The 23,757-nt window shown below is 54.7% G+C and carries 21 protein-coding genes; 15 read left to right on the top strand and 6 right to left on the bottom strand.

The annotated features are described in order from the left end of the window. Positions 1-36: 36 nt before the first annotated feature. Positions 37-363, bottom strand: coding sequence for a hypothetical protein (locus tag FD19_RS01240; RefSeq protein ID WP_054749316.1), 327 nt, complete (start codon positions 361-363; stop codon positions 37-39). 1 nt (position 364) lies between these two features. Beyond that, positions 365-793, bottom strand: coding sequence for an HIT family protein (locus tag FD19_RS01245; RefSeq protein ID WP_056968934.1), 429 nt, complete (start codon positions 791-793; stop codon positions 365-367). Positions 794-906: 113 nt separating this feature from the next. On the opposite strand from FD19_RS01245, the gene FD19_RS01250 reads away from it, so the two are divergent. From FD19_RS01250 to FD19_RS01275, 6 genes are all read left to right on the top strand, one after another. Beyond that, a complete protein-coding gene (locus FD19_RS01250) occupies positions 907-1,635 on the top strand; it encodes an ABC transporter ATP-binding protein (RefSeq protein WP_054749317.1) in 729 nt (242 codons plus the stop codon). Between the two features lie 2 nt (positions 1,636-1,637). Further along, a complete protein-coding gene (locus tag FD19_RS01255) occupies positions 1,638-2,855 on the top strand; it encodes an ABC transporter permease (protein ID WP_054749318.1) in 1,218 nt (405 codons plus the stop codon). 32 nt (positions 2,856-2,887) lie between these two features. Next, positions 2,888-3,553: a tRNA (guanosine(46)-N7)-methyltransferase TrmB gene (gene trmB / locus FD19_RS01260; protein ID WP_054749319.1), complete on the top strand. Its 666-nt coding sequence runs from the start codon at positions 2,888-2,890 to the stop codon at positions 3,551-3,553. An 11-nt stretch (positions 3,554-3,564) separates the two neighbouring features. Continuing rightward, complete coding sequence (gene ytpR / locus FD19_RS01265) at positions 3,565-4,206, top strand: YtpR family tRNA-binding protein (RefSeq protein WP_056968935.1); 642 nt, start codon at positions 3,565-3,567, stop codon at positions 4,204-4,206. 183 nt (positions 4,207-4,389) lie between these two features. Further along, positions 4,390-5,019, top strand: a complete 630-nt coding sequence (locus tag FD19_RS01270) for a DedA family protein (RefSeq protein ID WP_056968936.1) — start codon at positions 4,390-4,392, stop codon at positions 5,017-5,019. After that, the gene (locus FD19_RS01275) at positions 5,009-5,683 is read left to right on the top strand and encodes a DNA alkylation repair protein (RefSeq protein ID WP_056968937.1); all 675 of its coding nucleotides are present in this window, start codon (positions 5,009-5,011) and stop codon (positions 5,681-5,683) included. The genes FD19_RS01270 and FD19_RS01275 overlap by 11 nt, the downstream gene beginning before the upstream one ends. Before the next feature lie 60 nt (positions 5,684-5,743). On the opposite strand, the gene FD19_RS01280 is transcribed toward FD19_RS01275, so the two are convergent. After that, a complete protein-coding gene (locus FD19_RS01280) occupies positions 5,744-7,798 on the bottom strand; it encodes a CocE/NonD family hydrolase (protein WP_056968938.1) in 2,055 nt (684 codons plus the stop codon). A gap of 229 nt (positions 7,799-8,027) precedes the next feature. Here FD19_RS01280 and mnmA point away from each other — a divergent pair, with 229 nt between their 5' ends. The 3 genes from mnmA (at position 8,028) to FD19_RS01295 (ending at position 11,064) form a co-directional block, all read left to right on the top strand. Then, a complete protein-coding gene (gene mnmA, locus FD19_RS01285) occupies positions 8,028-9,161 on the top strand; it encodes a tRNA 2-thiouridine(34) synthase MnmA (protein WP_056968939.1) in 1,134 nt (377 codons plus the stop codon). 255 nt (positions 9,162-9,416) lie between these two features. Continuing rightward, positions 9,417-10,604: an MFS transporter gene (locus FD19_RS01290; protein WP_054749325.1), complete on the top strand. Its 1,188-nt coding sequence runs from the start codon at positions 9,417-9,419 to the stop codon at positions 10,602-10,604. Positions 10,605-10,743: 139 nt separating this feature from the next. After that, complete coding sequence (locus tag FD19_RS01295; protein WP_054749326.1) at positions 10,744-11,064, top strand: hypothetical protein; 321 nt, start codon at positions 10,744-10,746, stop codon at positions 11,062-11,064. Positions 11,065-11,105: 41 nt separating this feature from the next. Here the strand turns inward: FD19_RS01295 and FD19_RS01300 are convergent, their stop codons facing one another. Beyond that, complete coding sequence (locus FD19_RS01300; protein ID WP_056968940.1) at positions 11,106-12,176, bottom strand: Mbeg1-like protein; 1,071 nt, start codon at positions 12,174-12,176, stop codon at positions 11,106-11,108. A 330-nt stretch (positions 12,177-12,506) separates the two neighbouring features. Between FD19_RS01300 and FD19_RS01305 the strand changes: the two genes are divergently transcribed. The 4 genes from FD19_RS01305 to FD19_RS01320 all read left to right on the top strand — a co-directional run bounded on the left by FD19_RS01305 (position 12,507) and on the right by FD19_RS01320 (position 17,854). Beyond that, positions 12,507-12,914 carry a hypothetical protein gene (locus FD19_RS01305; protein ID WP_156321804.1) on the top strand — a complete coding sequence of 136 codons (408 nt, stop codon included), beginning with the start codon at positions 12,507-12,509 and terminating at the stop codon, positions 12,912-12,914. A gap of 253 nt (positions 12,915-13,167) precedes the next feature. Continuing rightward, the gene (locus FD19_RS01310) at positions 13,168-14,694 is read left to right on the top strand and encodes a Ppx/GppA phosphatase family protein (protein WP_056968941.1); all 1,527 of its coding nucleotides are present in this window, start codon (positions 13,168-13,170) and stop codon (positions 14,692-14,694) included. Next, positions 14,691-16,874 (top strand): RNA degradosome polyphosphate kinase, encoded by a 2,184-nt coding sequence (locus tag FD19_RS01315; RefSeq protein ID WP_054749332.1) that lies wholly within the window; start codon positions 14,691-14,693, stop codon positions 16,872-16,874. Before FD19_RS01310 ends, FD19_RS01315 begins: the two co-directional genes overlap by 4 nt. Next, a complete protein-coding gene (locus FD19_RS01320; RefSeq protein WP_054749333.1) occupies positions 16,871-17,854 on the top strand; it encodes a Ppx/GppA family phosphatase in 984 nt (327 codons plus the stop codon). Before FD19_RS01315 ends, FD19_RS01320 begins: the two co-directional genes overlap by 4 nt. 115 nt (positions 17,855-17,969) lie before the next feature. On the opposite strand, the gene FD19_RS01325 is transcribed toward FD19_RS01320, so the two are convergent. Then, a complete protein-coding gene (locus FD19_RS01325; RefSeq protein WP_056969142.1) occupies positions 17,970-19,367 on the bottom strand; it encodes an MFS transporter in 1,398 nt (465 codons plus the stop codon). 181 nt (positions 19,368-19,548) lie between these two features. After that, the gene (locus FD19_RS09845; RefSeq protein ID WP_225353401.1) at positions 19,549-19,779 is read right to left on the bottom strand and encodes a MarR family winged helix-turn-helix transcriptional regulator; all 231 of its coding nucleotides are present in this window, start codon (positions 19,777-19,779) and stop codon (positions 19,549-19,551) included. A gap of 379 nt (positions 19,780-20,158) precedes the next feature. Here FD19_RS09845 and efp point away from each other — a divergent pair, with 379 nt between their 5' ends. Continuing rightward, positions 20,159-20,722, top strand: coding sequence for an elongation factor P (gene efp / locus FD19_RS01335; protein WP_054749334.1), 564 nt, complete (start codon positions 20,159-20,161; stop codon positions 20,720-20,722). A gap of 231 nt (positions 20,723-20,953) precedes the next feature. Beyond that, positions 20,954-23,692, top strand: coding sequence for an HAD-IC family P-type ATPase (locus FD19_RS01340; RefSeq protein WP_056968942.1), 2,739 nt, complete (start codon positions 20,954-20,956; stop codon positions 23,690-23,692). Positions 23,693-23,757 lie beyond the last annotated feature (65 nt).

Below are 23,757 nucleotides of genomic sequence, written 5' to 3' on the forward strand. Positions count from 1 at the left end.
ACACAAGCTTCAAACCGACGTCCTAATATTCACAAATTATTCGCTTTCTGGTAATGCCTTTGTAATATGATCAATACTCGTGGTGAGTTTAGCAATTCGCGGTGCTGTCTGAAACTTAAAGTTCGTAATGGCATCATTAATGCCTGCTTCCGCAGCCGGCACCGTGTCCTGAATTGCTTGTTGGAGGGCGCTAGTACGGTGCCGTACCGTCGTGACGGCCTGCATCAAATGTTGGGCGTCATGGCCTACCCGTGTCAGGTTGTGCGCATCACGGTCTGCTGCCGCCGCGGTTTGTCGATGGGTGAGTGCCCAGGCGCCCGCTATTACCGCTCCGGTGATAAAACCGCCAAGAAAAGATTTCATGCTAGGCCTCCAGGTGTGCGCGGATACCCGCTGCGATTGCGTTCAATTGGTCACTGGTGTACTGGTCGGTGTGGTCGCCAAAGTGGATGTTAAAGTCATCGTCGGTGCTGTACCGCGGGATGAAGTGGATGTGACTGTGAAAGACACTTTGGTAAGCTACTTGGCCGTTGTTATTAATGATGTTCATACCCTTAATGTCGGGATTGCTGGCCTTGATTGCACGGGCCAAAGCGGGTACCCGGCTGAAGACGCGCTCCGCCATGTCGGCGTCGTAAGCAAAGATATCCTGAACATGTTGCTTGGGTACCAGTAGCGTGTGTCCCGGGGTTGCCTGTGAAATATCCAGGAAGGCTTTGACTTCGTCGTCTTCATATACCGTTACGCTAGGAATTTCACCAGCAATAATTTTACAAAAAATGCAATCGTCCATAATCGATGAATCTCCCTTCACCATCTGGTTTAAAGTACTGTTTTCATTAGGGTTGGTTGTAATTATGCTATCATATATCAGACAGGAATTCGAATGTGAACGGGGGTATAACCATGAGTCTTGAAGTTACAAACGTCAGTGGGGGCTACGGCCGGGTGCCGGTACTCCATGACGTCACCTTTAGCGTCCCGGACGGCCAGGTGGTGGGTTTGATTGGGCTCAATGGTGCGGGTAAGTCCACAACAATTAAGCACATCATTGGGTTGCTACAGCCCCAAACGGGTACCATCACCGTCGACGGGTTGACGTTGGCGAGTGATGCCAACGCCTACCGTGGGAGTATTGCTTACGTGCCGGAGACGCCGGTCCTGTACCCCGAACTAACGCTGCGGGAGCACCTCGAGCTAGCGATGATGGCCTACGGGTTGGATCAGCAGCAAGCGTGGCACAAGTTGGATCGGTTGCTGGCAATGTTCCGCTTGGACAACAAGCTGGACTGGTTCCCCGACAACTTTTCCAAGGGGATGAAGCAGAAAGTCATGATTGCCAGCGCCTTTATGACGGACGCCCAGTTGTTTATCATTGATGAGCCCTTTACCGGTTTGGATCCCGTGGCGGTGCACGACCTCATTACCCTGGTGAACGAGCAAAAGGCGCGGGGTGCGGCCGTTCTGATGTCGACCCACGTGCTGGCGACGGCGCAGGAGTATGCGGACGGTTTTGTGCTACTGCGTGATGGTCAGGTCCGTGCGCAGGGGTCATTGAGCGCGCTACGGGATGAGTTTAACCTGCCTAATGCCAGTTTGGATGACATCTACATGGCGATGACCCAGGAGGTGTAGTCATGCGGGAACTATGGCAAAAACGTTTGCGCCAGCACCTCATGGCTCAGGCACGCTACCTGAAATTGGTCTTCAACGATCAATTTACCATCGTCTTGTTCGTGATTTTTGGCGCTGCGTTGTACGGCTACGCGCAGTTCGTGCGGGGCATGAGTGCGACCACGGCGCACTGGTTGCCGTACGTCGTGTTAGTAGTGTTAGCTGCAGCGGTGCGCGTCGGTCAGGTAGTCACGCTACTCACCGACGCGGACGCCACGTTCTTGCTGCCGCGTGCAGCCGGAATGGGTAATTACCTGCTCGCAGCGATGCGCTACAGTTTAGTTTTACCGGTGGCATTCACCGTGTTACTCGTCGTGGCCGCCTGGCCCATCCTCGCGGCCACATGGCACGTCGGTAGTGCCGCCATCATTTGCTTGGCGGTGACCGCAGCGTTGGTGCAGTATGGCGATTTAATGCTGCAGACAAATGCCTTGTTGATGGACCAACCCGCGCAGGTACCCCACCGGATATCGTTGGTGGTCCTCATGGCGTTGAGCGTGTACGCCACCCAGTTGCCGGTGTACTGGTTCCCAGTCGTTGCTGCGTCCCTCATGGATGTGGTGCTGCGGGTTTGGCTGGAACAACGGTTGCGGCGGGGACAGGTCGCCCTATTAACGGCCGCCCGGCGTGAGAATAGCCGTATGCAGCGTATTTACCGGGTGTATAGTATGTTCACCGACGTCCCAGGGCTGCGGGCAACTATTAAGCGGCGGCGGTGGTTGGACGGTTGGCTAAGGACTGGCAGTCGCCAACAGCGCCGGACGTGGGACTACCTTTACCTACGCGGCTTTATTCGGCGCCCGGAATATGGTAACCTATTTATTCGGTTAACCGTCATTGCCGTGGTACTCATGTGTTTGAGCACGGTGGCCTGGGTCAGCATGCTGATCGGGCTGGTGGCGATGTACTTGACGGCGATTCAAATTGTGCCGTTGGCCACCCAGTATCGGGAGATTGTGTTTGCCCACCTTTACCCGTTATCCGCAACCGCACGGACTGCGGCACTACGACGGTTACTATTCAGCCTGATGTTGGTGCAGACGGTCATTTTTGCGCTGACGGGCCTCATTATGGTCGGGGTCTTGGCCGCAGCTGAGTCGGTTGTGGCCGGTGTCGTGTTGACGGTACTGGTTGCGGGTTGGTACGTACCCCGGTTTGGTCAGCGCCACTTGCAATGGTAGATTAAGGTACTTTAGTTGAAGATGGAGGTCCTATGCGACTGCGTAATAAGAAGTGGGCCAAGCCGTTGATTGCGGCCCACCCAGAAATGATTTCAATCAAACCCAATGGACAGCAGGGCACCTGGCAGCGACACTTTGCGACCGCCCAGCCGCTGTACCTCGAGGTGGGGTCGGGAAAGGGCCAGTTCATTGTGAACATGGCGCAAAAGTATCCTGAACGTAACTTTATCGCCCTAGAGATCCAGGAGGTCGCGGTGGCGTACATTTTGCGCAAACAGGTTGCGCTGCAACTGCCTAACCTGCACCTGATTTTGGGTGACGGGGCCGACTTGACCGAGTACTTTGCCGGGGCTGAGGTAAGTGGCGTCTACCTGAACTTTTCCGATCCGTGGCCCAAGAAACGTAACACCAAACGACGCTTAACGTATCAGCACTTTTTGTCGCAGTACGAACGGATTATGGCGCCGGCGGGTAAGTTGCAATTTAAAACTGATAATCAGGGGCTGTTTGAATATTCCTTGGTCAGCATGAACAATTACGGGATGCAGTTTGACCTGGTGAGTTTGGACCTGCATAGCGACCCGGTGGCCAACGCAGATAACGTAGAGACCGAGTATGAACAACGGTTTAGCGCTGACGGCGGGCGAATTTATGAATTAATCGCGCATTATCCAGGCGCAGACAAAGTGAATGAGTGAGGAGAAACAAAATGTTAATTGCGAGTTATAATCCCGATGCGATGGGCGATACGCTCATCGTGGTCTTGCAGCAGGACCAGGCTGGTGAGCAGCACCACCAGTTTGGCGACATTGTGGCCATTACTGGTGCCGAGGGCGCGGTTGTTGGTTACAACTTTTTTAACGTCAGCCAGATTCTGGGCCAGCTCGACGGTCGCGGCCAGGTGTTCTTGACGGACGCCCAAGTAGACCAGCTCAATGCAGCTATTACGGCGGCGGGGGCCCCGGGCCAACTGGTTGCCGATCACGCCCCGAAGTTGGTGATTGGTGTTGTGAACGAGCTAACGGCCCATCCCGATTCTGACCACTTGCATGTCGGGCAGGTCGATATTGGGCAGCCGGAGACCGTGCAGATTGTTTGTGGTGCGCCCAACGTGGCCGCCGGTCAGCACGTGGTCGTGGCGCTACCTGGGGCCATGATGCCGACCGGGCAGATTATCTGGCCTGGGGCCCTGCGTGGGGTCGATAGCTACGGCATGATTTGCGCGGCCCGTGAGTTGGACGTACCGGGTGCGCCGGATCGCCGCGGCATCCTGGTGATGCCTGACGATCTCGTTGCTGGTACGCCGTTTGACATGGACGTGGCTACCAGGGTCGTTGCCGCCCAGGCTTAAAGGTACCAATAGAGTAGAGTGGCCCCATTTCCGCTTTTGTCGGGAACCGGGGCCGCTACTTTTTACGGTCGTATGGGGGAGCATCGCGGATTGTTATGTAAAATTAAGGCTACAATGATTGCACGTGATGAATTACTCCTGTATTATAAATACTATAATTAACGGACAACGTAGGAGTTGACAATGCAGACAGCAATTGAAACTGTCATCGCACAGTTTGGTTACCTCGGTATTTGCTTACTAATTATGTTGGAAAACGTCTTTCCTCCGATTCCCTCGGAAATCGTGTTGACGTTTGGTGGTTTTGTGACCCACCATACCAGCCTGGTGGTGCCCGGTGTTGTACTGGCGGCTACGGTGGGCTCGGTGGTGGGGGCCATCATTTTGTACTGGGTGGGTCGTATCCTCAGTGCGGAGCGCATCGAGCGGCTAGTTGCTGGCCGGACGGGACGGGTGTTGCACCTGACCGTTGCGGATGTGCGCAAAGTGGAACGCTGGTTTACGCGGCACGGTAATATGGCCGTGTTCTGGGGCCGCTTTGTGCCCATTATTCGCAGTTTGATTTCTATCCCTGCCGGCACGACCAAAATGCCCTTTGCACGGTTTGTGGTGCTGAGTACCATCGGGACCAGTATTTGGAACGTGGTGCTCGTGGTGCTGGGTCGTGCGGCCGGGTCCGCTTGGCAGCGGGTGGCGGCGTACGTGGATACGTATGCCTTGGTTGTGCTGGTGGTGGTGCTCGTGACCGTAGTGGTCTTGAGCGCGTGGTTTTACAAAAAACGTGTGGTGAAAGGTGTTAAGCATGACAAATAAAGTAAGTACGACCCGTACCGCGGATTTTCAGCTGGTCGGTGATGCTGATGATCAGCAACGGCTGTCACATTACACCCGGTCGCAGTTTACGTTTATCGGGGTGCGGGCACCAGAACGACGGGCGCAGGCGCACGCCATGGTGCGTGATTCGCGCCAGTGGCCAGTGAGCGATGTACTGGCGGGAATCGCTGAGCTTTACGAACGGTCGGAGCGTGAGTATCAGTACGTCGCGGTTGACCTGGCTATTGCCAACGTGCAACGTTTTGACATCGATGACGTGCGCACCCTGAGTCACTGGGTGACGGTCCGCCCGGCGCGGGATACCGTTGATTTGTGGCGGCGGTTTTTCGGTTTGTACGTCCAGCACCACTTGGACGAGAAGCCCATCGTCTTTGCTTTGTTCTATAAGCACGATAATGTTTGGATGCGGCGGATTGCGATTTTGCTGCAGTTACCCGAGGATTACACGTTGGATGCGGACATGCTAACGGCGGCCATCATCTATGATCGGGCCACGCCGGACCCGCAGATTCAAAAGGCCATTGGGTGGGCCTTGCGTAGCTATGGTAAATATGACGCGGCGTGGGTACGGGGCTTTCTGCGTAGTCACGGGTTGAGCCAGATTGCCAGCACGGAAGCGCACAAGCACTTGCTGGACCTATAAGTTATGGCAACAAAGGGAGCAGGCACGTTGGTGTCCGCTCCCTTTGTTGTTGATTTGGTTCTAGCCAGCCGCGTTAAAACTCAAGGTTGACGGGTAGTCGCTACCGGTGTAGATGCGTTGGTGCGCCACCACACTAGTGGTCCCGTTCAGTCCCGCCCGGGTATTGGGGTTAGGGAAAATAAGGTTGCTGGCCGCGCTAGTGACGTCCAGCCGGAGCCGGTGCCCCGGTAAGAACTGGTAGGAAGTTTGTAGCGTCGCCAGGGTATATTCATTAATCGCACCCGGTGTCAAGTACTCGGCGTGCCGCGGGTCATGACGAAACTTAGCGTTCATGATGCCGTCCGTAACGTTACGGGCATGACCGTCCGGGCTGACGTCCGTCGCGCGGATGGCCCAGTCGGTGTCCACGGCACTAGAACTCGCAAAGAAGTGCAGGGTCAGGCGACCATTAATGGTTATGGCGTTGGTCAATGGTGGGCTAGTGAAACTGACCACGTCGGAACGGTGCTCCCAGTGAGCGTAGTCGGTTGGAAATTCAAACTCATTGCCCGAAACGTCGACCAACTGTGGTGCTGGGTCGTTAGGATCATAGTCGTAATCGACGTGGGCACTCCCGGGCTGTGCACCAAAACCAGCCGTGGTGGCGTCAAGTGGCCACTGGGTGGCGGGTGCGGACGGCGGAAAGGTGTCAGCAGTGTGCCACTGGTTAGCGTTCATGGTGAAGTATTCGGCAGTTGGTTGGCGGTCAATACCGTTATCGACACCACGGAGAAAGTGGTCAAACCATTGCGTGTGCAGAAGGTCCACGTCATGCCGAATAGCGTTGGCGGGTAAAGCGAGGTCATCAAGATCGTACTGCGCGTTGCCACCGTGGAGCCAGGGCCCTAGCAGGATGTGGCGCTGGCCGGGGGCGTAGTTACGGGTGACGTCCAGGGCTTCGATCGTTCCCATCGCGTCATCATCGAACCAGCCACTTTGGATAAAGGCGGGCACGTGGATGTGGTCAGCGCGTGCATGCCAGTCCGTGTTGGCCATGAACTCGTCATACGTGGGGTGTTGTAGGTAGGCGGTGTATCCGGGAATAGCATGGCCCAGACCCACTTGGGGAATATCGGCAATGGGCCGCGTCCGGAGCAGTTGGTCCCAATCATCTCGGTGCATGAGGTTGGGCTGGAAGCGTTGACCTGATACGGAGAAGAACCAGGCTAGTTGGGCCATGGATGGGGCGCCACCGTGGGCAAAGGTGTCGGTAAAGGCGCCACCAGCTGTGACCATACTGACGATGGCCTGGAGGTGCGGGTTACCCGATGCGGCTGCGGCCCATTGGGTGTAACCGCCATAGGAGCCACCAATCATGCCCACGCGCCCGTTGTTCCACGGCTGCGCGGCAATCCAATTCAGGGTGTCGTTAGCGTCATCACGTTCGTACTGAAACGGGATCCAGGGGCCTTCAGAATCTTCCCGACCGCGGACGTCCTGGACGATGACGGCATAACCACGGTGGGCGAACCGTTGGTAACCGGGGATGAATTGGTTACGGCCATACGGAGTGCGTTCCATAATGGCTGCGACCGGTTGTGTAGTCGCGGGCAGGAGTACCTCCGTGGCCAAACGTGTACCGTCACGCATGGGTACCATTGCGGTGAACCGGCGACCCAGTGTGCCCACGGATCGCATCATGTGGGCGTTTTGCCAGGCAGCAACCACGGTGGCACGGGCCCATGCGGGTTGAACCAAAACGCTGGTAACGGCGCGTTGTGTTTGTTGGTATCCCACCACGGTGCCGGCGTCGTCGACAATGATGTCCAGCGCGGGCCGGGCATGGCGGTTGAGCCAGTAGTGTGCGTCACGCCGTTCGTAGGTGGCCTGCCAGGTGGTGGTAAAGGTGGTACCGGTCCTCATGGCTGGCTGCCAGCGGCCAAATTGTGGTAGGCGAGCTAAAGCCTGGGCTGGATCGAAGTGCATGATGGCTCCCAGCTCTGTGGCTAAGGTCGGCGTCAGTGGTTGCGGGCTTGCTGTGGGTCGGTCGTGACGGGTCACTAACACTTGGTCTGACGTTACGCTAAAGTCGATGAGACGCATGCCAGCTTGGTAAAAAGCATATGTATTTGACAAAGTAACTTCCTCCTCACGGGTGGGTTGTATCCACAACATAATAAATTGCTGAGATTTTCTCTCATTATTGAATTAGCATACACCCGTTGGCACGACTTTGCACCCACCGAGCGGGCCTTGATCCTGGTACTTACTTTTCCAAAGTGTTGCGTTTTCCGGGGTGGGCCTTTATACTGATAGGTACTGGAATTCTCGACCTTCAAACCGTGAATTTTAGAATTTGAACGAAATGATGGTGATAATTGTGGATAATGCCAACACACGAGTGGTAGTGGGCATGTCAGGCGGGGTGGATAGCTCCGTGGCCGCACTGTTACTCAAGCAGCAAGGGTACGACGTTGTGGGCGTCTTCATGAAAAACTGGGACGACAGTAACGACGATGGGGTTTGTACCGCCACTGAAGACTACGAAGATGTAGCCAAAGTCGCAGACCAAATCGGTATTCCTTACTATGGCATCAACTTTGAAAAGGAGTACTGGGACCGCGTGTTCACGTACTTCCTGGATGAGTACAAGGCGGGGCGGACCCCGAACCCCGACGTCATGTGCAACAAGGAGATCAAGTTTAAGGCCTTCTTGGACTACGCCGAGGAGTTGGATGCCGATTACATCGCGATGGGCCACTACGCTCAGGTTCGGCGCGACGCCGACGGGACCGTGCATATGTTGCGCGGTGCTGATCAGCACAAGGACCAGACCTACTTCCTGAGTCAGCTCAGCCAGAAGCAGTTGCAGAAGGTCATGTTTCCTATTGGTCACCTGCAGAAGTCCGAGGTGCGCGCCATTGCGCGGCGTAACGGTCTTGCTACCGCAATGAAGAAGGATTCCACCGGGATCTGCTTTATCGGTGAGCGGAACTTCAAGCACTTTTTGAGTGAGTTCCTGCCAGCCAAGGCGGGGCGGATGATGACCGTGGATGGTCAAGACATGGGCGAGCACGCCGGTCTAATGTACTACACCATTGGTCAGCGGTCCGGACTCGGTATTGGTGGTAGCAGCGATAACTCCGAGCCGTGGTTTGTTGTTGGCAAGGACCTCAAGAAGAACATTCTCTACGTCGGCCAGGGCTTTGATAACCCTGCCTTGATGGCGACGAGCCTCGATGCCTCCGGGTTGAGTTGGGCGACGGGACACCAGCCGGGTACGGAGTTCCACGTGACGGCGAAGTTTCGCTACCGGCAGGCGGACACTGGGGTGACGGTGCACGTTCTGGACGCGGATCACGCTAAAGTTACCTTTGACGAGCCCGTTCGTGCCATTACACCTGGCCAGGCCGTAGTGTTCTACGACGGCGAGGAGTGCCTTGGTGGTGGGACCATCGATGCTGCCTACAGTGAGGCCAAGCAGTTGCAGTACGTTTAATTTTAAAATCTTAATCTGGGTGCGTATACTTCCGTAACGGGGCGTACGCACTTTTTATATGTCGCTATATGTTGTTAATTGGTGGATGAATCCGCAACTAGGGGGTACCTACGGCTTACGTGGTCGACACCATAGGCTACACCCGGCCGCTGTGACCACGCCAACCGGATTAATAAGCACTAATACCAAAGGGAAGCGCATGATGATGCTGTGGTACACTAGAAGGCATATAAAGTTTCAGAAAGAAGGTTAATTGTGACGGTCAAAAAGAGGCTCTTTAATCGTGATGCGGTACTCATTTTACTCGGGAGTTTTTGCTACATGTCTTCATCCATGCTTATTAACCCCTTAATTGTCGGCTTTACCCACAGTCTGGGTGCGAGCGCCCTCGTTGCCGGAATTGTGGCCGCCGTCATGAATCTGTGTTCGTTGTTTTTCCGTCCGTTTGCTGGACAACTCACTGACCGCGTGTCTAAATTTCGGCTCGCTTTTCTGGGTGGTGTGCTGCTATTGATTGCGGGGGTGGGCTACGCAATATCGCCGTCACCATGGCTTGTAGTGGTTTTCCGAATCGTGAACGGGTTCGGCTTTGCGCTCTGCTCCGTCTGTATGGCAACCTGGTTGTCGGGATTGCTGCCGCGAGATCGCATCGGTACGGGGATGGGCTATTACGGGATGATGAACGCACTGGGCATGGCCATTGCGCCTGCGCTCGGGATTTTCGTCTACGGCCGACTAGGTTATCGTTGGGCGTTTTTGTGTGCGACCTGCTTTAGCCTCACCCTCATTGTGCTGATCCAGTTCGTTGCCAACCACGGGGAACCCGTTGCGCACCGCGCGGCGCCAACCAGCGGTCACCTACGAATCGTGCAACCGCGGGTAGTACCCATCGCGTTGCTCATCATGATTTTGTCGTTGCCATACTTTGCCACCCAATCGTACATTGTGGAATACGTGGCCAGTCGCCACCTGCACGTAGCAGTGGGCAGTTTCTTCCTCATTTATGCCGCCATTCTCCTAGTTATGCGGTTGGCATTAAAGGACTACTTTGACCGCGTACCGTTTTATGTATTTTTGGCTGCGGGTATCCTCAGCAACCTCGTGGGGATGCTCGGCCTCACGTTCCTGGTCAACAACTGGATGATGGTGGTCGCCGCCTTTGGTTTGGCTGGTGGCTACGGTCTCATGTACTCAGTTTGCCAAGCCACCGCGCTACTGGTGGCGCCACTGGACCAGCAGGGGTTGGCTAACAGCACGTTTTATATTGGCATGGACTCCGGGATGGTGCTGGGGCCCATCATCGGCGGGGCGCTGTTCGACATGTTGCCGTATAGCTGGTTTTATCCGGCGCTCATGTTGACGTTACCGCTGGCTGCCGTTGTGTACTGGTGCTACCGCCGCAGCTTGGGGCCACATCACGATGCGGCCCAACCCACCGAGTAAGGCGTGTATTGCTTTGGCGATGGCCATGGTTCCGTACTGGTATGATTAGTGCGGGGCCATTTTGGTGTCAACGGGGGTCAGCGTCGTGAGCAATTGGTTGATCATAATTGGTCTGGCGGGACTGTGGAGGCAAGCCACTGTGAGCACGGTGGAAGGGTATGGTGGCGATGAGCCTTGTCACGCCGGGCTTAAAATGATTTATGCACAAAGGTTTCAGAAAGTGGCCCATTTACCAAACTGGCATATTACCGTTGATTCAACCAAAATGCGTGATGATAACGGCCATGGTGAATACCGGTTACGGTACGCCGCTAGCGTAATGTTAGCGGTAATTAGTTGTCCATCAGGCGGACCACAGAAAGCGTTATCCATGTTATCCACAATTAATGAAAATGCCCGTGAAAGGTCACAAATGATGGGGTGTGAAGCCATTTCACGAGCAAACGAAAAAGCAACGTAGCACAACCAATTGGTTGTGCTACGTTGCTGGATAAACAATTATTAACTGTGATGGTGACGCTCAGTTGGGGCCTCAATGAGGGCGGGGACCGCCGCTAAGCCAGATAGGAGCAATCGCCGCGTGGTCACCGCCATGGATTTGCGCGTCCGAATACGTCCACGGCTCAACTCACGCGCCAGCCGGGCCACGTTCGCCTGCCATTTTTGTCCAAACTGTTCAAAACTGGTGGCACCAGTCCGACTTAACGCACCGAACAACCCGTCAACGAATAAGGCAATGTGTTCGCGGTCCAAGCTACCAACCCAGCCAGCGAGCGTGTGCTGCCAGTAGTGGGCCCAGCTATCGATGTGGGGGCGGCGGAGAAAACGGTCTCCTGTAGTCGTCCAGGTGAAGGGGTTATGCTGATCCATCCACGCGGCGCGGGCCGCGATCACCCGAAAGTCCGATGTGGGGTCCAGCAGGATGCCAATGAAAGTAGTCTGCGGCACCATCTTGGTGATGCGACTACGGATTCGGCCTAAGGGTAGGCGGTCTGGTGCATCTAAGCTAAAGCAGTGCCGGAGGCGTTGGTTGAACTGGTGAGTGAGGTGGCAAAAGGCGTACACGGCGAGGCTACCACCCTTGGAGTGGCCACCCACGTAATAAGCCGCCTGGTTACGCGCCATGGCCCGACCCAAAAACTGTAGGGCGGATTCCTGGGCGGGGATGACCCGCATGAAGGCCAAACTAAAATCCTCCCGCCAATCACGAAAGTCGGATTGGGTACCACGGAAAGCCACGTAATGAGTATTGGGGTCGAGTTCAAAGTCCATGGCGGTACAATGGCCGTGCATACCGGTCAGCATGACACTATCCACACACCGTACGTTGCGAAAACGCTGGCTTTGAGCCATTAACCGTACGAGTTGGATGCTCTTCTGTGGTTCCCATACGTGGTGGGTGAGCCGCTGTAATTGAAACTCGGTGAGCGTACAGAGTGGGTATTGACCAGTGAATTTGGGAAAATTCAAGTAGGCTAATTGGGCCAGAATAACCGCATCAACTTCGGTTAGTGGTTTTTCTGTAAATGTTTGGTTGCCGTACTGCATTACGTAATCGAAGAGATCTGCCATCCTGAGTACCTCGCTTACACTTGTCTCTGCTTATAACTATACCTCGTTGGCGGTTAACGGATGTGACTTTTTAGCGAAAATTTATGCGCTTTCATTATCACTTAACTAAAACTCTAGAAAGCCAAGAAAGAATTTACCGGGTTACGTGCGGTCCCGGGCACCCATTTGAGTATAATAGTTAGTATGAACATGCGCCCGGTGTGGTCATGCTGGGCCAAGCAGTGTAGCGGTCGGTTGTCGTTGGAATCCTCATGAATTTTAGGGTCGGGCAATGACGCACCCATGGAGGGCAAGCGCACAAAAATAAGTATGAACGTAAAGGATGGTAATATGACAACAAACCACAAACAGCAGCGCAATAAGGCGGCTGTGATTACCAGTGAAACGGTCAGCTTCATGAATCGGTGGAAGCATGATTTTGCCAATGATGCCCTGGCCGCGCAGCAACAAATTGTGGACCACATTGCCCACACGCACAAGCTGGTGTCGGTCGACGAGGCGCGCGGGCTGGAACGCATGGCGTTGATGAACGCTTGCTTGAACAACGCCCGGTGCTATTCGCAGATCCTAGCCTTTGCCAACACACACCTGGAAGCAATTTTGCACACCAGCACGGGTAACTTGATCAGTGAGTTGATGGGGTGCATTGACCTGCAGTTTGACCAACCACGGTTGCCTCTAATCGTGAAGCAGGCGTTGATCAAGTTGGCGGACCAGTTACTCGCCGAGGAGGCCTAAGTCTGGTTGATCGTGCGTTGATGGCGGTTGCAGTTAAATTCAACTAAATATTAACGGTGGCGATGCGACGGCATGGCCACCGTTTTTTTGGCCTGGAGCGCAGGTGGGTGGTCACCCGATACGACAATTACCAAGCGATTGTTGGTATTTGGTATCCCTGATTGTGTCGGCAAAACCGACAGTGCTATGATGAAGTTGACGTTGTTAAATAATACGGATTGTAGCGTATACAGTCGCGGGGATGGTGGTAGTGATGCCGGAACACATTTACGGTTTAGTTGTTATTGAAAGCCAAGGGGTCGGGTTTAGCGTGACCAACTTGCAGCAACTTCACAAATTGGACCGCGGGTTTTACCCGGTGGCTATTGGTAGTGATAGTTTTAGCGATAACGTTTTAAGTGTGGAAACCGCCGACGCCCTGGAGACAGCTCTCAACACGGTGGTCCGGCTGTTTAAGGATTACGGTGTGGTCGATTATGGTGGGTTCGCCGGTAACGTCTTCTTTGAGGCCAGCAACGCGGAGTTCGTGCGGGACCAGTTATACAACCGGACAGGTGTGTGGTTACAGCAACTCGCCGTATCCGAAGAAACGTATCACCGGGCCAACGCCGTGATGCAGTATTTTCCCCACTTTGACCAGTTAGCCCGGGAGGGAACCCTCCTAATCGATATTGGTGGTGGGACGGTGGAATTGCTGGCCTTCCAGAACGGACAGTTTTGCTTTGCCCGTAACCTGCCACTGGGACCAATCCGCGTGGTGGAGGAACTCAAACAGGTACAACGGACAGAAACTAACTATGTGGCGGTCCTCCGTGATTACATTGATAGCAAGCTGATGAACTTCATTCGGCTGGTGCCTGATCCCCACACCTACCAACACCTGATTATCATGGGTACGGGGCAACACCTGCTGAGTAAGCTCCTTCCCGCTGGCACGGCCAATCAGGAGGTTTTGTCTGCGTTACAACAGGCTTACCAGGTGGTGGTGCCAGCTAGTGACCAGTTGCTGGCCGAGCGTTATGGGTTGAATAGTGCCGAGCTCGACCAAGTGTTACCGACGGTGCTATTGGTTCACGAACTGGTAGCGAACTTGCGAATCCAGCACGTGTGGACCAGTAGTATTGACCTGCTCGATGGCTTAGCGGTTAACGCCGCCATCAACGCCGACAGCCGGGCCATTAAGTTTGACCATACCAGCATCATTCGGGCAAGTGCGACGTGGTTGTCTGATTGGTACCGCGTTGATCAACCCCATCGGGATGCGGTGACCAAGATGGCGTTGCAACTCTTTAACCGGCTCAAGTCCCTGCATGGCTTGGGTAAGCGCGAACGGGTGCTACTGGAAACGGCGGCGCTCCTGGCTGATGTTGGCACTTACATTGATGAACAAGACGTTGGTAGCAACAATGAATACCTGATTCGGGCTACTGACGTCATAGGCCTGTCCATCCACGAACAGCGTATGGTCGCACTGATCACGCATATCTATACGAGCCACAAACCCGGGGTGTACTTGTCAATGGACAACGGGTTGCGCCGGGCGGAGCGGGTAGCGGCCGCCAAGTTAGCGTCATTGCTGCGCATGGCGGACGCGTTGGATGCGTCCCGTCGGCAAAAGGTACAGCAACTGCGTGTGTCGTTACGGGGCGGGCGGCTCGGGATCACCGTGACCAGCCAGGATAACGTTGACCTGGAGCGGTGGTCGTTTACCAGCCGGAGTCAGTTTTTCGAGTCCGTTTTTGGTATTCCGGTTGATTTTAAGTGGAGGAACGTACAATGAGTGCAAAGTTGAAACTAGATAACCCCAAATTTTATACCAACCGGGAATTATCGTGGTTAGCGTTTAATGACCGGGTACTGGAGGAAGCGCGTGACGCCAATAACCCCCTGTTTGAGCGGGTGAGTTTTCTGGCCATCACGCAAAGCAACCTGGACGAATTCTTCAACGTTCGGGTTGCCTCGCTCCGCAAAATGGTGTCGGTCAAGTATAACGAACCCGACGCTGCGGGTATGACCCCCAAAGAGCAGCTGAAGGCGATCAGCAAGCAAGCACACGCGATGGTCGCCAAGCAGTACCGGACGCTGACCCGGTCGTTGTTACCATCGTTACGGCACCGGCACATTTTGCTGCACGGGGTGGACGAATTAACGGTTGCTCAGCACGACTTTTTAGCCGATTACTTTCGGCAGGAGGTCTTTCCCATCCTGACGCCGTTGGCGGTGGATGCGTCGCGGCCGTTTCCGTTTCTTTCTGATGGCAGTATGAATATGGCCATCCGTTTGACCCGGCCAGATGCCGATGGCAAGCACCACACCGAATTTGCGACCGTTCAGGTACCGCACGGTGTGCCCCGGGTGATTCACTTACCGGGTGGCGATGAGTTCGTGCTACTGGAAGACGTTATTCGGGCCTTCATTGACGATTTATTTATCGGCGCTACGATCAAGGAAACAGCCATGTTCCGCGTAACGCGGGACATGGGCCTCGACGTGGATGAAGCCGACGCGTCGGACCTGATTAAGGAAGTCCAATCCCAACTGAAAAAGCGGGAGCGGGGCCGCGTGATGCGTCTGGAAGTGGACGCGGGGATGAGTAAGCGGTTGGTGCGGTACTTGACCAAGCAGATGCGGATTGACGATGATGACGTGTATGCCATCAACGGCCCTATTGACCTGACCTTCTTGAAGCAGATCATCAAGCGGGTCCATGCCACCCCGGACGTGGTATACCCTGAACACACGCCCTACTTGAATCCAGTGTTGCAACACCAAAATATTTTTGACGTGATTCGACAGCAGGATGTGTTCGTGCACTTACCGTACGATAGTTTTGCCCCGGTGACGGAGTTTATTCACCAGGCCGCGGTGGATCCGCAAGTGTTGGCAGTCAAGATGACCCTTTACCGTGTTTCCAGCCAGTCACCCATCATTAAATACCTTAAGCAAGCCGCCAATAACGGCAAACAGGTCACGGTATTGGTCGAACTAAAGGCCCGGTTTGATGAAGAGAACAATGTCCACTGGGCCCGTGAACTAGAGGAAGCGGGTTGTCACGTAATCTACGGCTTGGTGGGTCTCAAGACCCACTGCAAGTTGACGCTGATCGTGCGGCGGGACGAAGATGGTATTCGTCGGTACATGCACATGGCGACGGGTAATTACAACGACGTGACTGCCCGGCTGTACACGGATATGGGGTTGTTTACCTGCAACACGGAAATTGGCGTTGATGCCTCCAGTATCTTCAACATGCTCAGCGGTTTTTCGGAACCACCTTTCTTCCACAAGCTGGCCATTAGTCCCGATGGCATCAAGGATTTTCTCAGTGACCAAATTGATGCGGAAATTGCCGAGGCCCAAGCGGGACGGAAGGCCATTATTTGGATGAAGATGAATTCCTTGTCCAACCCCCACATGATCCGGAAGTTGTACGCGGCATCAGCCGCCGGGGTGCAGGTCCACCTGTTGGTTCGGGGTATCTGTGACCTCAAAGTAGGGATCCCCGGCGTGTCCACCAACATCACGGTGCACTCGATCGTGGGCCGGTTCCTGGAACATAGCCGCGTGTATTACTTTTACGCGGCGGGTGCGGAACATGTATACTTGTCCTCAGCGGACCTGATGACGCGGAATTTAAAGCGCCGGGTGGAGATTTTGTTTCCCATCCTGCAGGACAATATTCGGGTCCACTTACTTCAGATTTTTGACCTGATGTGGTCCGATACGGTCAAAACGCGGGTGTTACAACCAGACGATACTTGGCAACGGGTCGACGGGCGTGGGCGCCCGGGGTTGGACGTGCAGGCATACTTTGTCGAACACGCCGAGCAGATGAGTCAAGAACTGTTGCCGGTACCCGCACCCAGGGCCGCAGTCACCAATGATGGTCAGGGGATGCGGTTCACGCCGCTTCAGTCGCCTGATGATCGGAAAACAGGAAGGACAGGTTCACGTGCATGACACACTTTGCAGTTATTGATTTAGGCAGTAATTCGGTGCGGCTGTCGGTCTGGTCGGTTAAAGCGGACGGCCAGCCCGTGGCGGAGACCAAAGCCAAAGAAATGGTCCGTTTGTCGGAGGATATGGGGGACGAGATGACCCTCAAGGAGCCGGCCATTGCGCGAACCATCGCCGCCCTGCAAAAGTTTAAGGCCATTTATAGTCCTCTGGAAGACCTAACCATCAAGGCGTATGCCACCGCCGCTACCCGCCAAGCGAAGAACCAGAAGAAGTTCCTCAAGCGCGTACAGGACGAGGTGGGCCTGCAAATCGAGGTTATTCCGGGTGTGCGTGAGGCCGAACTGGATTACGTGGGGGTGATCAACACCCTCAACGTTCAAAGCGGCCTGATTATGGACACTGGTGGGGCCTCGACGGAGCTTGTGCTGGTGCAAAACCGCCAGCTTGAACACCGCATCAGCATCCCGTTTGGTTCCGTGAACCTGACCGAACACTTTGTGCATCACGACCCGATTACGCCGGGCGACTTGTTTCGGTTGTGGTCGTCCGTGACCAACGTGTTTAATGGCATTTGGTGGTTACGGGAGGCGCAAAACCTACCGATTATCGCCCTGGGCGGCTCGAATCGGACCTTGGCCAAGGTGCAACGCCGCAAGCACCATTTCCGCAACTTTGAAGATATTCATGGGTTCCGTATGCTCAGTCGCAACGTAAACCGTGTCTTTGCGGAAATTGTGGATGCTGACGTGGAGGCACGGAAGGCGATTCCGGGCCTGTCGCGGGACCGGGCAGACATTATCGTGGCCGGGCTGGTGCCCGTGGTGACGATGTTGCGGTTTATTGACGCAGATAAGATCATCTTCTCGCAGAACGGTTTACGTGAAGGCGCCTTGTATGAATACCTGCAGGGGACCCAGCGGGTGGCCGCGGATGAAAACGTCGTGGACGAAACGTTAACCGACTTTACTGTTGACGACTAGTGATTATAAGCCAATCAAACGTGGTATTACGCAAACGAATAGCCGTTGTTAGCGTCACGTCATAACAATTGACGTCACGCTAACAACGGCTTTTTGTGTGGTTGCAGGTCGTTAATTATTGGTGTCGACGCACCCGGGCAGTCAGCAACCAAACCAGGAGGATTTCCACTAGGGCAATGATGACTACCGCCAACAGCGCGTGCGTCGTACCGAGGACGGTACCATGTGCCAAGTTGTGGGCGCTACTTTGTCCTGCTGCCACTAAGGCCGAGGCCATGCTCGTACCCACAGCCGCGGTAAATTGCTGAGCCGTGTTGAAGATAGCATTACCATCGGTTTGCGTGGTTGACGCTATCTGTTGGAGCCCGGTCGTCATGAGGTTACCCATACTGATACCGATACCGATCATCACCAGAATGTATAACACCACGATGCGGGAATTAGTCAACCCGGTCGCACTTAGTAGCATGCCGCCAACACCCACGAGGCTGATAATGCTCCCCAGGCGCAGTGGCAGTTTGGGGCCATTGTGGTCCAGTAAGCGGCCGCCAATGGGCGCCATAATGGCGCCAATAGCCGCGCCCGGTAATACCACCAGCCCCGCGAGGAGGGCGGTGTTGCCGTTGACCAGCTGAATGTAGTTGGGTAAAACGAACGATAGGGCCAGCGCAATAATTTGCAGGCAGGCAAAGCTGAGCAGGCTGATGGTGAATAGTGGTTGTTTGAACAGTCCTAACCGGATGAGTGGGTGCTCCAGTTGGTGTGACCGCCAGACAAACACGAGCAGGGCAATCACGCCCACCGCCATGACACCGGCTACGGGCCAACTGGCAAAGGCGACGTTGCCGATGTTGCTGAGACCGTAAATGAGGCCGCAAAACGTGATCACGATTGTCACCACGCTGGGGGCATCAATGTTTGCCGGTTCCGGTGCCTGTTTTTGTTCAATGCAGAACAGGCCGAGAATCAGGGCAAAGATGAGCAGCGGTAGGAGGATGGCAAAGATGTAACGCCAGTTGAGGGTGGACACGATCAGCCCGCCAAACGTGGGACCGATGGCGGGGGCCACGCCGGTAATGAGTGTCCCGACGCCCATCATGGTACCAACTTTGCTACGGGGCACCTGTTCCAAAATGATGTTAAACATCAGTGGCAGGGCCACCCCGGTGCCTAGGCCCTGAATTCCGCGACCTAAAAGGAGGACAGCAAAGCTGGGCGCGATACCATCGAGAATGATCCCGATAATGAACAGCGTGATGGCGACGAGAAACAGGCTCCGGGTCCGGAAGCGCCGTTTGAGGGTGGCGGACAGCGGTACCATTGAGGCGACGACCAGCAGGTAGAGGGTGGTCAACCACTGGACCTCGTTGGTGGTGATATTGAATTCGCGCATCAGGGTCGGAAAGGTGATGTTCATGGCGGTTTCCACGATGACCCCGCAGAAGGACATCAGGCCGGTCGCCACAATGGCCCCGATGACGCGTGGGCGAATTTTATCGGCCACTGTGTTGATCACCTCCGTTAATTTGAATGAAGCGGTCGAGCATCCGCACAATGAGGCGTTGCTCTGCCGGCGTAAATTCGGCGTCAATGGTGGCTTGTTGTTGCGCAATGTAGTTGGCAACATGTTGTTCGAGACGTAAAGCCTTGGCGGTTAGGGTAACCTCTTTTTGACGGGCATCGCGTGCAGCTGGTTACCGGTGAATGAGTGCTGCCCGCTCCATGCGTTGTAGAGCCACGGTGGCGGTGGAGCGCTGAATGTTAAATTCGCGTTCAATGTCACGTTGCAGTACCCGTTTGTGGGTACCAATAAAGTCGATGATCGACATTTGGGTACCAGTGAGGCCAAATTGCTTGGCGTACTGGTCCATTGATTGGTTCATTTGGTTAGTGGCGTGCTTAATGATTTTACCAAGTGTGGGCATAATCAGTGCCTCCTTTTGTTAGCAAGCTAACGAATATTATAGCAAACCAAGCAATTCATGCAAGGATGAATTGCCGTGACTTTGAGTGTGGGGCACGTGTGGGTTAACCCCTAACTGCCACCAGGTTGCAAGGGGATTGCCGTGGGCCAGTATGTGGTGCATTCTTGCCACAGTTGTTATAATGAACTGCGTACCGGGAGCGCAACTAGTGGTCCCGACTTCAACGCGGCGGTGTAACCGTGGCCCGCCCAGATGGGAGTATCAGATGCTAATTCATCATAGTGAGCGTCCACGAAACTTATGGGCACTTCTCCAGCCCCCGAGCGTGGTGCTGGGGCCGACGAGTGCAAATTAAGTCAAAGACGAGGAGTAAGTAAACATGATTGAAGCAATTAATTTGAAGGCCGGAATGGCGTTTGAGAAGGATGGTAAGTTGATCAAGGTGCTATTTACCAACCACCACAAACCTGGCAAGGGTAACACCGTGATGCAGATGAAGTTGTACGACGTGCGTTCCGGGGCGATCGTGCAGACGACCATGCGGCCAACCGAAAAGGTGGAGCAGGCGGTCCTGGATAAGAAGCAGGCGCAGTTCCTGTACAGTCAGGACGACACCGCTTACTTTATGGATACGGAAACTTATGATCAGTACGAACTGCCAATTGCCAGCATCAGTGACGAGATGAAATTCCTGTTGCCAGATACTATGGTGGAGATTGAATTCTACGGTAACGAGGTGATTGGAATCACGTTGCCAAGCACGGTTACTCTGGCCGTTAAGGAAACCAGCCCAGCTATCAAGGGAGCTACGGTCTCTGGTGGTGGCAAGCCGGCTACTTTGGAGACGGGACTAGTAGTGCAGGTGCCGGACTTCATCAAGGAAGGCGACAAGCTGATCATCAATACGGACCGCGGAGGCACTTACGCCAAGCGGGCCGATTAACCACCAACGTGAATTGACGGACACCCCACGCGGATGATGTTGTTTGTGTGGGGTGTTTTTGACGTTGTCGACGGTGCGAGCGGATGGTGCACTCTGGCAGTGCGTACCACGTAAAAATTGGTCTACAAACCGTTAACGGCATGGTGAATATGATAATATGACACTAGACCAAGCAGTGGCTTGGTACTATCATACCGGGCATAATCCCGATAATTAGGAGAGTGTTTTTGCATGGATGATTCTGCGCAACCAAGTCCTCAACGGGATGAGCAAGACGTGGATAAACCACCTTTATGGCAACTTGATGCCGACCAGATACGGGCGCGTTACGGCACGGACACCACCAATGGTTTGACCGACGCCCAAGTCCAGAAATTGCGCCAGCGTTATGGCTTCAACGAGCTGACCGCGAAAAAGCAGTCGCGGTTGCTGCGCTTTTTGCGTCAGTTTAATGACAGTATCAATTACATTTTAGCTGGTGCGGCCGTGCTGACGTTATTGATGCAGCACTGGTCGGACTCGTTTGTTATCTTCTTAGTGATTTTGGCAAACGCGTTTATTGGTTACTTCCAGGAAGTTTCCGCGGATAACGCGCTGGCGAAGATCCAAGAGTTGCTGGTTTCCCAGAACTTTGTGTTCCGTAACGGGGTGAAGTTGGAATTACCGTCACGTGAACTGGTCCCTGGTGATTTGGTGCAGTTGGAAGCGGGCGACGCGGTGCCGGCGGATATGCGGTTGATTGCCGCCGATAACTTAGCAGCGCAAGAGTCGATTCTGACCGGTGAGACTAACTCGGTGGCGAAAACCGAAGAGCCCATCACGGCGGCTGAATTACCATTGGCGGAGCGGACCAACATGGTTTACGCGTCGACCGACATCACGCAGGGCTCCGGCCTGGGCGTGGTGGTGGCGACGGCCGCTGATTCGGAAATCGGCCACATTCAAACTAGTGTTAAAGCAATTAAATCGAAACCCACCCCGCTGGTCCAGAATCTGAACCGGCTGGGGTTAGGGCTATCGCTGGCTATCGTGGCGGTAGCGATCATCCTCTTTATCGGGGGGATGATGACCCACATCTACAGCCTCCCGACTTTGACTATTGCCGTGATTACCATGGTCGTGGGTTCCATGCCGGAAGGACTGCCAGCTAGCACCTCGGTGGTGCTGGCGATGGGAACGCGGCAGTTGACACGGAAGAACGCCATTGTAAAGACGTTACCCGCTGTGGAAACCCTAGGTGCTGTGGATATCGTCAATACGGATAAAACCGGGACGCTGACTAAAAATGAAATGACGGTAACGGATGTTGCCATCCCGGGTCAGGACTTCACGGTTTCCGGCGTGGGTTACGACGCGGATGGCACGTTATTGGACGCCGCGGGACAGCCGGTGGATTGGCGGCAGAATGATCGCCTAAGCTGGTTGGTGCGCATCGCTGGTGAAACTTCAGACGCCCAGTTCCACGAGGAGGACGGTCAGTGGCAGTTGACCGGGGAACCAACGGACGGGGCGCTGACCGCTCTATACCACAAGCTTGACGGGCGTGCGCCGGATGTTGATGAAATTGATTCGTTACCGTTTGACTCACAATTCCGCTATTCTGCCCGACTGGCCGATGTTGACGGGCAGCGGGTGCTGATGGTCAAAGGTGCACCGCAAACCCTTGCTCGGTTGATTCGGGAGCACGGGGGTCAGGTACAAGGTGATGCTTTGGCCGCGACCATCACGCGGTTTGCCCAGCAAGGTAAACGCGTGGTCGGACTCGCGCGTCAGTTTGTCGCTCCTGACGTGACAACCATTGATCAGAGCCAAATTGGCCAGGACATGGAGCTGATTGGGTTGGTGGGCATCATTGATCCGCCCCGGCCTGAAGTTGCGGCTTCCGTGCAGCAGCTCCGGTATGCGGGTATCAAGGTGAAGATGATTACCGGGGATGACCCGGAAACCGCCGCAGCCATTGCCCAGCAGTTGAACTTGGGTGAGGACGTCAAGGCAATTACCGGACCCGAGCTAGACAAAATGAGTGATGCGGAGCTAGACCGCGAAATCGGTCAGTACACCGTCTTTGCCCGCGCAACGCCAGCGGAAAAGTTACGAATCGTGCAATCGCAGCAGCGTAATGGCCACGTGGTCGCGATGACGGGTGACGGGGTCAACGACGCACCCGCCTTGAAGCAGGCGGACATTGGGGTTGCCATGGGAATCAAGGGTACCGACGTCGCCAAAGGGGCGGCGGACATGGTGCTCGCCAATGACGACTTTACGACCATCCAAACCGCCGTCAAGGAAGGCCGACACGTGTTCGACAACATCCGTAAAACGATTCGGTACCTGCTACCCACGAGTTTTGCCGAAGGTTTTGTCGTGGTACTCAGCATGTTGCTGGGGCAAGAGTTACCGTTGTATCCCACGCAATTGTTGTGGATCAACATGGTTTCCGCGTTGACCATTCAGTTTGCGTTTATTTTTGAACCGCCAGATGAAGGAATCATGTCCCGCGGGCCGCGTAACGTCCGTGAGGGGATCATTACCAAGTCAGGGGCGGTCGAAATTGCCTTCGTGGCACTGATGATTTCTGGTTTGGGAATTTATATTTACGACCTGCTGACGAGCATTGGTTTCAGTCACGTGGTCGGCAGTACCGTTACGCTCCAGGTGATTATTTTTGGTAAGGTATTCTACCTGTTTAACTTGCGGACGGAGCACCCGGTTTTCTCACGCTACCTCTTCCAAAACAAGATGGCGTTCTGGATTATCGGCGTCCTAATGTTGTTACAGTGTGGGATTATCTACCTGCCGTTCATGCAGGATGTGTTCCGCACCACGACGGTGGGCTTCGCCGTGGGTTGGGGCATCCCCATTGTGGCTGGTCTGATCGTGATGACGGTTATGGAAGTGTGGAAGTTTGTCCGCACGACCTACCAACACCACGTAGGCCGCGTTCACGACAAAATGGAAATCAAAGATTAATCCAGCCGTATTGACTTGGCCACCCCTGTGCTCGATGGGGTGGCCTTTGTTGTGCACCTCACCGC

Source organism: Lacticaseibacillus thailandensis DSM 22698 = JCM 13996 (assembly GCF_001436135.1).
Classification (GTDB): domain Bacteria; phylum Bacillota; class Bacilli; order Lactobacillales; family Lactobacillaceae; genus Lacticaseibacillus; species Lacticaseibacillus thailandensis.